Source organism: Microvirga sp. Mcv34 (genome assembly GCF_024519725.1).
GTDB lineage: Bacteria > Pseudomonadota > Alphaproteobacteria > Rhizobiales > Beijerinckiaceae > Microvirga.
Map to the genome: position 1 here is coordinate 49,478 of NZ_JALJRK010000035.1, position 10,445 is coordinate 59,922.

At 65.4% G+C, this 10,445-nt stretch carries 12 protein-coding genes and 1 tRNA gene; 6 read left to right on the forward strand and 7 right to left on the reverse strand.

The annotated features are described in order from the left end of the window. Positions 1 to 93: 93 nt before the first annotated feature. From OC446_RS18050 to OC446_RS18060, 3 genes are all read left to right on the forward strand, one after another. Positions 94 to 438, forward strand: coding sequence for a hypothetical protein (locus OC446_RS18050; RefSeq protein ID WP_262030408.1), 345 nt, complete (start codon positions 94 to 96; stop codon positions 436 to 438). Between the two features lie 193 nt (positions 439 to 631). Further along, entirely contained in the window at positions 632 to 1,312 is a 681-nt protein-coding gene (locus OC446_RS18055; protein ID WP_262030422.1) for a TerC family protein, read from the forward strand. A gap of 169 nt (positions 1,313 to 1,481) precedes the next feature. Further along, positions 1,482 to 1,558, forward strand: a tRNA-Arg gene (locus OC446_RS18060). 16 nt (positions 1,559 to 1,574) lie between these two features. Here the strand turns inward: OC446_RS18060 and OC446_RS18065 are convergent. Beyond that, positions 1,575 to 1,778: a hypothetical protein gene (locus OC446_RS18065; protein WP_262030409.1), complete on the reverse strand. Its 204-nt coding sequence runs from the start codon at positions 1,776 to 1,778 to the stop codon at positions 1,575 to 1,577. A gap of 222 nt (positions 1,779 to 2,000) precedes the next feature. Here OC446_RS18065 and OC446_RS18070 point away from each other — a divergent pair, with 222 nt between their 5' ends. Next, complete coding sequence (locus OC446_RS18070) at positions 2,001 to 2,396, forward strand: hypothetical protein (RefSeq protein ID WP_262030410.1); 396 nt, start codon at positions 2,001 to 2,003, stop codon at positions 2,394 to 2,396. A 120-nt stretch (positions 2,397 to 2,516) separates the two neighbouring features. Here the strand turns inward: OC446_RS18070 and OC446_RS18075 are convergent, their stop codons facing one another. Beyond that, positions 2,517 to 2,684 carry a YqaE/Pmp3 family membrane protein gene (locus OC446_RS18075; RefSeq protein WP_036371238.1) on the reverse strand — a complete coding sequence of 56 codons (168 nt, stop codon included), beginning with the start codon at positions 2,682 to 2,684 and terminating at the stop codon, positions 2,517 to 2,519. 194 nt (positions 2,685 to 2,878) lie between these two features. On the opposite strand from OC446_RS18075, the gene OC446_RS18080 reads away from it, so the two are divergent. Then, positions 2,879 to 3,331, forward strand: a complete 453-nt coding sequence (locus OC446_RS18080; RefSeq protein WP_262030411.1) for a host attachment protein — start codon at positions 2,879 to 2,881, stop codon at positions 3,329 to 3,331. Between the two features lie 15 nt (positions 3,332 to 3,346). Here the strand turns inward: OC446_RS18080 and OC446_RS18085 are convergent, their stop codons facing one another. From OC446_RS18085 to iolC, 5 genes are all read right to left on the reverse strand, one after another. Further along, positions 3,347 to 3,544: a hypothetical protein gene (locus tag OC446_RS18085; RefSeq protein WP_262030412.1), complete on the reverse strand. Its 198-nt coding sequence runs from the start codon at positions 3,542 to 3,544 to the stop codon at positions 3,347 to 3,349. Positions 3,545 to 3,557: 13 nt separating this feature from the next. Further along, a complete protein-coding gene (gene iolB, locus OC446_RS18090) occupies positions 3,558 to 4,361 on the reverse strand; it encodes a 5-deoxy-glucuronate isomerase (protein WP_262030413.1) in 804 nt (267 codons plus the stop codon). A gap of 12 nt (positions 4,362 to 4,373) precedes the next feature. Continuing rightward, positions 4,374 to 5,258, reverse strand: a complete 885-nt coding sequence (gene iolE, locus OC446_RS18095; protein WP_262030414.1) for a myo-inosose-2 dehydratase — start codon at positions 5,256 to 5,258, stop codon at positions 4,374 to 4,376. A gap of 22 nt (positions 5,259 to 5,280) precedes the next feature. Further along, on the reverse strand, positions 5,281 to 7,128 hold the full coding sequence (gene iolD / locus OC446_RS18100; RefSeq protein ID WP_262030415.1) for a 3D-(3,5/4)-trihydroxycyclohexane-1,2-dione acylhydrolase (decyclizing): 1,848 nt from the start codon (positions 7,126 to 7,128) through the stop codon (positions 5,281 to 5,283). A gap of 70 nt (positions 7,129 to 7,198) precedes the next feature. Beyond that, the gene (gene iolC, locus OC446_RS18105) at positions 7,199 to 9,133 is read right to left on the reverse strand and encodes a bifunctional 5-dehydro-2-deoxygluconokinase/5-dehydro-2-deoxyphosphogluconate aldolase (RefSeq protein WP_262030416.1); all 1,935 of its coding nucleotides are present in this window, start codon (positions 9,131 to 9,133) and stop codon (positions 7,199 to 7,201) included. 146 nt (positions 9,134 to 9,279) lie between these two features. Between iolC and iolG the strand changes: the two genes are divergently transcribed. Beyond that, complete coding sequence (gene iolG / locus OC446_RS18110; protein ID WP_262030417.1) at positions 9,280 to 10,269, forward strand: inositol 2-dehydrogenase; 990 nt, start codon at positions 9,280 to 9,282, stop codon at positions 10,267 to 10,269. Positions 10,270 to 10,445 lie beyond the last annotated feature (176 nt).

Here is a 10,445-nt window from a genome sequence, read left to right on the forward strand (position 1 = left end):
AATACGCCTGCTCAGGTTGCCCTTTGGCCTCCGGACGGGTTAGGGAGGGGAGGTTCGCCGCTTGGGAGCCCTTTCGCTCGAATGGACAGAGCATTGGCCCGACCCCGCATTCCACATCCCTTCGTGCAGGCACTGCTCGGGCTGATCCTGCTTGCGTGGCTGCCGGCCATCGACCAGGCCAATTCCGGCGCGTCCTTTCTCATCCAGTTCGAGGAAACCCTCTCGCTCGCGGGCTTGACCGATGGGGGCGAAGCGGACGGGGAAGCCTGTCCCTGCCCGTGGAAGGACGGCACGGGCGGATCCGATGCGATCCTGGCTTCAGCCATCGCCTGCCGCTCGCATAGCTCGACGGGGCAGGGCATCCATCTCGGCCCGCCGCGATCCGGCGCCGTCTCTCTTCTGGGATTCCTGCATGCGACGGGGCCTCCGCGCCTCTGAAGTGAGTTGAGTTTGGCCAGAAGCGTAGCCTCGAAGGCTGCGGGCCGATCGTGTCGCGCGCCCAAAACGGCGCCTTATCCTGTCTCCGCGAGCGCCTTTGAACGGCAGGGCCGGGCCTTCATATCGGCCATGGTCGCCTTCCAGGCAAGCTCCGGTCGCTGTTCGTTTCGAACGGCCAATCAAGTTCCCCATGATGGAAGACCTTTTTCCCCAAATCCTCAAACTTCTCGGCATCGTCTGGATCAACATCATCCTGTCCGGAGACAATGCCGTCGTCATCGCGCTGGCCTGTCGCGGCCTGCCGGAAGACAAGCGGCGCATCGGCATGGTGCTCGGCGCCGGTGTCGCGGTGGGCCTGCGCATCGTCTTCACCATCGTCGTGGCGGCCCTCCTGACGACGCCCTTCCTGAAGATCGTCGGCGGACTTCTCCTGCTCTGGATCGCCGTGAAGCTCCTGCACGGCGACGATGACGAGGGCGGCGTGAAGGAAACCGATCGCCTCTGGCATGCGGTCTGGACCGTCGTGGTCGCCGACGCCGTCATGAGCCTCGACAATGTCCTGGCCATCGCCGCCGTGGCGCAGGATTCCACTGTGCTGCTCGCCATAGGCCTCGCCATCTCCATTCCGCTCATCGTGGCCGGCGCCGCCCTCATCATGGCGCTCCTGGACCGATTTCCCCTGCTCGTCTGGGCCGGCGCCGCCCTTCTCGGCTGGGTGGCCGGGGAGATGCTGATCTCCGACCCATGGCTGGTCGGGCAACTCGGCCAGGAACTCAGCCACAAGGCGGAAATCCCCATCGCCATCGTCGGAGCCGCCCTGGTGCTCGCCGTCGGCTACTTCTCGCGGCACCGGGCGGCAACGGACGAGGCCTAGCAAAAGATGGGTCCTGTTTTCCGGACGTCGAACCTGTCTGGTTTCCAGCATAAGAATTGAAAGGACCCACAGCGGCCGTCTTGAGAAGGAGACGGCCGCTCTCACCTATCGGCAGAGGTTGCCCTGCCGCTCGTAATCGGGTAGGGAAGAAACAGGCCCATCGCCTCAAGCACCCGTAGCTCAGCTGGATAGAGCGTTGCCCTCCGAAGGCAAAGGTCACACGTTCGAATCGTGTCGGGTGCGCCATCCCACTTCTAGGCTATCAATCCTCAGGCTCTTCCCGCCGCCGAGTTCCGTAGCGAGGCTCCAGTTCGCAGTCGACGGATGCGTCCTGCCGGGGCTGTGAGCGGGCATCGTCAGGGAGATCGGTCCCGTGCGCGTCGCGTGGCTTTGCCTGCGGGTCGATGGCGACCAGCTTGCCGGAGATGGGGTCGAGAACGGTCATCGGGCCTGGTCTTTCGGTCATGCGTGCTGCAATGCCATACGCAAGGGATGAACGTTCCTCGCGCCTCTCCGTTCATGTTTTCCATCGCGTCACGTGCGCCGCAGCACCATACGGATGCCGGACCGCATCGCCCGGCGATGTTCATCCACGCTTCGGGTGCCTTGCACCGATCGCTCAGGCTTGGTTCGGAACGCTGTCCAACATGGGAACGTTGTCCACGACCGTAACCTGCCGGAGAGTGCAATGTTTTCTTCGCGTATCCTGAAGACCTGTGTTCTGGCCCTGGCCCTTTCGGGCTCGGCTACGCTGGCCTCGCTTCCCGCACAGGCCGGCGAGAGCACCGGCACGTGGCGCAATGGCATGGTGAACGGTCCTTATGGCGCCGGCTGGTATGGGCCGGGCGGCGTCACTTATGAGAGGGCTCGGACCGTGCGTCGCAAAGCCCATGTCCCTCCGCGTCACCGTTACGGGCGGTCCTATCGCGCTTACCGGTATGCGCCGAACCGCTATTATCGTAACCGCCACTACGGCAACCGGTACTATGGAAACCGATATTATTCGCGCGGTGGATATGGCTTGCACCGGGAGCGACCGCGGCACGGCCGGGCGGATCGGGTGATCGGACAATGGCGTCGCTGAGGGAATATTCGGCGAAGTGGATCCGGTTCGCCGCTCGAAGAAGATGTCCACCAAAGCAGAAAGCTGAGTTCCATGAGGAGGATCGCGCCTCCTCTTTCCTCGGCTCATCCTTCGCCAATCTCAACGCGTCCGCCGCGCGATGATCCAGACCGCATGAACGATACCGGGAATATAGCCCAGGATCGTCAGGAGGATATTGAGCCAGAACTGCCCGCCCAGACCGACTGTGAAGAAGACGCCGACCGGCGGGAGCAGGATGGCGAGAAGGATGCGAAGAAGGTTTGCCATGGGATCGACAGGGGGAGAGTGTGAGACCATGGAATGAACGGAACCGTGGCTGTTCCGTTCCAGAGCCGATGATCGACAGACGCGGCTAGACGGCCGATCCCCTCAGCAGCATGCTCGTAACCGTGATATGATTTGGATCAAGGCGCGGCTGGTCCGAGCGCCGAAGAATGCCTCCCGTAACAAGGAGCATGGCCGTGAACAAAGCTCTCAAGCTTCCGCATGACGGATTGGTTCTCGTCAGTGATGGCAGGAAGGCCCTTTTCCTGAAGAACAAGGGCGACGAAGTTTATCCGAATCTCCAGGTGGAGCGCGTCCTGGAAGCCCCGGACAATCTGCCGACCCATCTCCAAGGCACGGACAAGCAGGGTCGGACCTGGATGAACGGTCAACGCAGCGCGGTCGAGCAGGTCGATTGGCACGATCTCGCCGAACGGAAATTCGCCGGCGAAGTGGCCGAGGAGGTCAATGCGGCCTGCTCCGGCGGTAAGGTGAAGCACATCATCGTGGCCGCGCCTCCCCGTACCCTCGCCGAACTGCGCACTCACTTTTCCGATGCGGTGAAGCAGCGGATCCTGGCCGAGGTGAACAAGGACCTCACGAAGCACCCGGTCTACGAGATCGAGCAGCACCTGGTGGCGAGCACCTGAATCGTCAGCAGGCGCTCAGCGATCCCATTTGATGTTGAGGACGCTCGTGACGAGCCGGTCGACGAGGATTGGCGCGTCGGCCGCCATGCGCTCGATCCCCATCACGGCTTGGCGCGTCATGCGCCCGTCCAGGAACGCGTAGTCCATCACGATCGCGGTGACGAGCGCGATCGCGGTCTTGAAGATGCGGGCGGCGAGGTCGGACCACGTCATAGGGACAGCAGGATCAAGCTTTCGCCAGCATCCATTCATGATCCGGATCGTTGTGGAACTTCCAGATCCGCTTCGGGCCCGCCATCACGTTCAGGTAATAGAGGTCGTAGCCGTGGGGCGCGCCGACGGGATGGTAGCCTTTTGGCACCAGCACCACGTCGCCGTCGCTGGCGGCCAGCGTCTCGTCGAGGGAGCGGTCGTCCGTGTAGACCCGCTGGAGCGCGAAGCCCGAGGGTGGATTGAGCCGGTGGTAATAGGTCTCCTCCAGCAGCGACTCGTTCGGCAGCATGTCCCGGTCATGCTTGTGCGGCGGATAGCTCGACCAATGGCCTGACGGCGTGATGACCTCGACCACGAGCAGGCTTTCGGCCGGCTCCGTTTCCGGCAGGATGTTGCGCACATGGCGCGTGTTGGTGCCCTGGCCGCGGGTCTCCTGGCCGACCTGGTCGGGCCCGATCACACGCGCCGGGAGCTTGCCCTCGGCCGGAGCGGTGCAGACGGCGATTTCGCAATCGGTCTGCGCCTCCAGGGACCATTCGGAGCGGGCGGGCGCGTAGAGGGACCACGGGTCCGCCTCGAACGGCGAACTGCGTCCGCCGATCACGCCGAAATCCTGGCCCGAGGCCGCCACGCGCGCCTTGCCGGAGAGGAGCACGATGCAAGCCTCCCGGTTCTCCGTCCGCTGCTTCAGGGACTGCCCGCTTTTGAGCCGGTAGACCTCGAAACCCACATAGGTCCAGCCGGCCGTTTCCGGCGTGATGGCGTGGATGCGCCCAGTCTGATCGGGCTTCGACGGTTTGACGAGAAGCTTCGACATCGCACAGGCTCCTTAACGCAGGCCGGCTTCCTTGAGATACCGGGTGAGGTTGGCATAGCCCATCTTGGCATAGGTGAGCGGATGGGCCTTCTTTGGGTCCTGCTCCGCCTCGATCACCACCCAGCCGCTGTAGCCCGGCAGTTCCTTGAACACGGAGACGAAATCCACCATGCCGTCGCCCGGCACCGTGTAGACGCCCTCGATGACGGAATCGAGGAAGCTCCAGTTCTCCGCCTTAGATTTCTCCATCACGGCCTTGCGCACGTCCTTCGTATGCACGTGGCTGATCCGATCGCGATAGCGGCGGGCGAGGGCTGCGGGATCGGCGCCGCCCCAGGTGGCGTGGCCGGTATCGAGCAGGAGATGAACGGTCTCACCCGTGGAGCGCATGAAGGCGTCGATATCGGCCCCCGATTCCACGATGGTGCCCATGTGGTGATGATACACCACGCGCACGCCCTCCTGGAGCGTTCGCTCGGCCACCTGCGTGATGCGGCGGCCGAACTCGGCCCAGTCGCCGTCCTTCATCACGGGACGTTGCGAAAGGGGCTTGGAGCGGTCGCCGTGAATGGCGTTCGACGTCTCGGCGAAGACGAGGACGTTCGAGCCCATGGCCTTCAGCAGGTCGAGATGCGGCCGCAGGGCCTGCATCTCCGCATCCGCGTCGCGTTTCAACAATTCGGCGGAATACCAGCCCGACACGCAGGCCAGCCCGAAGGGCGCCAGCGCCTTTTTAAGCGCTTCCGGCTCGCGCGGAAACTTGTTGCCGAGCTCCATGCCCTCGAAGCCCACTTCCTTGGCCTCGGCCAGGCAGACCTCCAGCGGCGTCTCGCCGCCGAGTTCGAGCATGTCGTCGTTGGACCAGCCGATGGGATTGGCCCCGATGCGGATCGTCATGGTGTTGTTCCTTCTGTCCTGATCAATCGCCCACGCGCTGCGCGGCGAGGGCGGTTTCGTAATCCTTGCGGGCGGTCTTCACCTGCTCGCGCGTCGAGACTTCCGGCACCGCCACGTCCCACCAATGGCCGCCCGCATCGGTCGAGGCGAGAGGATCGGTATCGATGACGATGACGGTGCTGCGCTCGGCGCTGCGTGCCTTCCGCAGCGCATCCTCGAGCTCAGCGATGCTCTTCACCTTCATGGATTGCGCGCCGAGGCTCGCCGCATGGGCGGCGAAGTCGATGTCGGGCAACGTCACGTGGTTGGTGTGCTGCAGCAGGTTGTTGAAGCTCTCGCCTCCGGTGGCGCGCTGCAGGCGGTTGATGCAGCCATAGCCGCGGTTGTCGAGGAGCACGACCGTGAGCTTTTGGCCAAGCATCACGGAGCTGGCGAGTTCCGAATTCATCATGAGGTAGGAGCCGTCGCCCACCATCACGATCACTTCACGGGACGGATCGGCCATCTTCACGCCGAGGCCGCCCGCGATCTCGTATCCCATGCAGGAATAGCCGTATTCCATATGGTAGCCAAGCGCCGCGCTCGCCTTCCAATGCTTGTGCAGCTCGCCCGGCAGGCCGCCGGCCGCGCAGACCACCACGTCGGTGGGCGAGGAGGTGCGCTGCACCGCGCCGATCACCTGCGCGTCGGAGGGAAGCTCCGCGTTGGTCGGGTCCGTGTAGCGCGCGGCGGTCTCTGCCCAGCGCGACTTCTCATCCCGCGCCTTCGCCGTCCAGGCTTCCGGGGCTTTCCAGGCGCCGAGCGCGCGGCTCAGTTCCTCGAGGCCGACACGGGCATCCGCCACAAGCGGAACCGCGTTGTGCTTGGCGGCATCGAAGGTCTGCACGTTGAGGCCGACGATGCGCCGGTCCGGATTCTTGAACAGGGCCCAGGAGCCGGTGGTGAAATCCTGCAGGCGCGTTCCCACGGCGATCACCACGTCGGCCTCTTCGGCGAAGGCGTTGGCGGCGCCCGTGCCGGTGACGCCCACGGCGCCGAGGCAGGCCGCGTGATCGTGGGGCAGGCTCGACTTGCCGGCCTGCGTTTCTCCCACGGAGAGGCCGTGCTTTTCTGCGAAAACGGCCAGGGCCTTTTCCGCTTCCGAATAGAGCACACCGCCGCCCGCGACGATGAAGGGCTTCTTCGCCTTGCGGATGAGGTCTGCCGCCTGCGCGAGTTCCGTCTCGTCCGGACGGATGCGGCGCGAGGTCCAGAGCTTTTCCGCAAAGAAGCTCTCGGGATAATCGTAGGCCTCGGCCTGTGTGTCCTGGCAGAGCGCGAGCGTTACCGGACCGCATTCGGCGGGATCTGTGAGGACTGTCATGGCGCGCTGGAGCGCCGGGATGATCTGCTCGGGCCGCATGATGCGGTCGAAATAGCGGGAGACGGGCCGGAAGCAGTCGTTCGCCGAGACCGTGCCGTCGGAAAAGCTCTCGATCTGCTGCAGCACCGGATCGGGCCTGCGGTTGGCGAAGACGTCGCCGGGGAGAAGCAGCACGGGCAGGCGGTTCACATGGGCCACGGCGGCAGCCGTCACCATGTTGGTGGCGCCAGGGCCGATGGAGGTGGTGCAGGCCATCATGCGCCGCCGTCGCGAGGCCTTAGCGAAGGCGATGGCCGCATGGGCCATGCCCTGCTCGTTATGGGCGCGGTAGGTCGGCAGCTGGTCGCGCACGCCGTGCAGGGCCTCGCCCATGCCGGCCACGTTGCCATGGCCGAAGATGGCCCACACGCCGCCGAAGAGCGGCAGGATTTTTCCGTCGATCTCCGTCTTCTGTGCCGTCAGGAAGCGGGCGACGGCTTGCGCCATGGTCAGCCGGATCGTGCTCATGCGTGTTCCTCTTCGAAGGGCGTCGCAGCGTGTTCAGGTTTTCGGCTTCATGAAAAGAGGGCGCAGCCTTTCACAGGCTCCGCCCTTGGTATGAGGCGGCTTTCGAGCGGGCGGAGACCCGCTGCCAGGCATCGACGAGGCGCTGGAAGCGGCCCGCCATGTCTGCGATCGCGGCCTCGTCCGAGATCTCGCCTTTGAGCCAGCGCCGCGCGGCGTCGTTGAAGATCGTGCGGCCCACCGCGAAGCCCTTGACCTGCGGTTCGCTCGCGGCTGCCGCGAAGGCGGCTTCCAGCTCGTTCTCCGGCGCCTCGAGGCCGAGCAGCACGATGCCGCGGCAATAGGGGTCGTTCTGCGCGATCACATTGCCGATGGCGTGCCAGGCGGCTTCATCCCGCTGCGGTTCGAGCTTCCACCAATCGGGCTTGATGCCGAGATCGTAGAGGCGCTGCAGGATGCCCGCGACCGTGTTGGCCTGAAGCGGTCCGTGCTTGCCGGCGATGATCTCCACCAGCAGTTCTCGGCCGATGCGGCGCGCGGCGTCGTGCAGGCGCAGCAGGTCGCGCTCCTGGCGCTCCTTCAGCTCCGGCGGATCGTCCGGATGGTAGAAGCACAGGCACTTGATGGTATGGCCGACCGGCCATTCCACCAGCTTGGCGCCGAGCGAGCCGCCGCCTTCGAAATCGAGCGGGCGCGAACCCGGCAACTCCACGGGGCGGCCGATCCAGAACGGATGATCGGCGGCGCGGAACAGAGCTTCCCGGCCGAAGGTGCCGTCGATCAGCATGCCGAAGCCGGGACGTCCCTCCGCCACGCGGGCCGCCGCCTGGACGGCGAGCACCTTGAAATCGGGGATGCGCTCGACCGGAGCGCCGACCTCCTTCGCCATCGCTTCCAGCTGCATGCGGTGGTCGATGGCGAGCGCCATGAGCGTGTCGGATTGCGGCCTGCGCGTCGTCGCCCAGTGGATGTGGTTGATGTCCTCGTCGAAGCGCAGGGCCTTATGGCGGCTGCCGGTCTTCAGGAAATGCTGCAGCTCCGGGAAGGTCGGGATCTCGGGCGAGCAGAGCAGGCGCGAGACCGCGAAGGCGCCGCTCGCATTGGCATAGGCGCAGCAGGTTTCGAGCTCTTCGCCCTTGAGCCATCCGCGCAGGAAGCCGGACAGGAACGCATCGCCCGCTCCCAGCACGTTGTAGACCTCGACCGGGAAGCCGGGCCCCTTCACGCCGTCGTCCAGGGAATCCGGAATGGCGCCGGGAAACACCACGCAGCCCATGGGGCCGCGCTTGCACACGATGGTGGCCGTCGAGATGGCCCGGATGGCCCGGATGGCAGCCAGCGTGTCCTCGGACCCGCCGGCGATGTGCAGTTCCTCCTCCGTGCCGACGACGAGGTCGCATTCGGCCAGGATGGGTTTGAGATGCTCGGTCACGGCATCGGAGCGCACGTAGCGCGATTCGCCCGCGCCATGCCCGAGAAGGCCCCAGAGGTTCGGGCGGTAATCCACGTCGAGCACCACCTTGCGGCCGTTCGCCTTGGCGATGCGGATCGCTTTCTTCTGCGCGGCGGCGGTTGTTTCACGTGAAAAATGCGTGCCCGTCACCACGATGGCGGCGGCGGATGCGATGAAGTCTTCGTCGATGTCGCTCTCATGGAGCGCCATGTCGGCGCAGTTGTCGCGATAGAAGATCAGCGGGAAGGAATCCTCGTCCCTCACGCCGAGGATCACGAGGGCGGTCAGGCGCTCCCGGTCGGTGACGATTCCTTCAGTGGCGACGCCCTCGCGCTCCATCTGCTCGCGGATGAAGCGGCCCATGGCCTCGTCGCCCACGCGGGTCACGAGGCCCGATTTCAGGCCGAGCCGCGCCGTGCCGATAGCGATGTTGGCAGGGCATCCGCCGACGGCCTTGGAGAAGGACGCCATGTCCTCCAGCCGCCCGCCCACCTGCTGGCCGTAGAGATCGACCGAGGCGCGGCCAATGGTGATCACATCCAGGGCTGGCTTCATGCTATTCCTCCCGCTCCCGGCCGAGTAAACCGTCTGCGAGCCGCGCTTTCGGCTCTTGCTGTTATGGAACGTTTATTCTATTAGCAACATATGATGGAATTTCAATTCCAAATTTGCCGTGAGCCGGCAAAGGACCAGGGGGAAACATGATCCGAATCGCTGTTCTGGGCGCCGGTCGCATCGGTCGCATCCATGGGCGCAACGCCGCCAGCCATCCCGATGCCCGCCTCGTGGCGGTGGCCGATCCGCATGCGCCCGCCGCGCAGGAGCTGGCGGCCGCGACGGGGGCCGAGGTCGCGGCGCTGGACGAGATCGTCGAGCGCTCCGATGTGGACGCCATTCTCATCTGCACGCCGACCACGACCCATGCCGATCTCATCGAGCGCGGGGCCCGCGCCGGCAAGGCGGTTTTCTGCGAGAAGCCCGTGGATCTGTCGAGCGAACGCATCGAGACCTGCCTCGCCACGGTTGAGAAGGCCGGCACGCCCCTGATGATCGGCTTCAATCGCCGCTTCGATCCGAACTTCGCGGCCCTGCGCCGCCGGCTCGCCGATGGGGAAGTGGGCGAGGTGGAGCTCGTGACGATCCTGTCGCGCGATCCCGGCCCGCCGCCCGTGAGCTACATCGCCACCTCCGGCGGCCTGTTTCGGGACATGATGATCCACGATCTCGACATGGCCCGCTTCCTGCTGCTGGGCGACGAGCCCGCGGAGGTGCACGCGGTCGGCTCGTCCCTGGTCGACCCGGCCATCGGCCAGGCCGGCGACGTGGACACGGCCGCCGTGATGCTGAAGACCGCCAAGGGCAGGATCGTGCAGATCTCCAATTCCCGGCGCGCCACCTATGGCTACGACCAGCGCGTCGAGGTCCATGGCTCCAAGGGCATGATCCGCGCCGGCAACATCCACCGCACGACGGTCGAGGTGGCGAATGCCGCCGGCGTCACGGCCGACCCGGTGCAGGACTTCTTCCTGGAGCGCTACGCGGATGCCTATCGCGACGAGCTGACCACGTTCCTGAACGCCGTCCGCGACGGCAAGCCGTGCAACCCCACGGGCCGCGACGGCCTCATGGCGCAGCGTCTGGCCGATGCCGCCACCGAATCAGCGCAGAGCGGAAAGCCGGTGCGGCTGTAAGTCTGCACGTCATCGGCTCCCCGGATCGAGTCCGGGGAGGCCATGGCGCTGGTGCGGGTGGGGTGCTGATCCTTCATGTCAAAGAGCCAGCACCTGTGGGCCCGCAGCTTGCGCTGCGAGCCTCATCGGTGGTCGAGGGTGGCGCGTCGGGCCGTCCGGCTCGCTGTGTAGGTTAA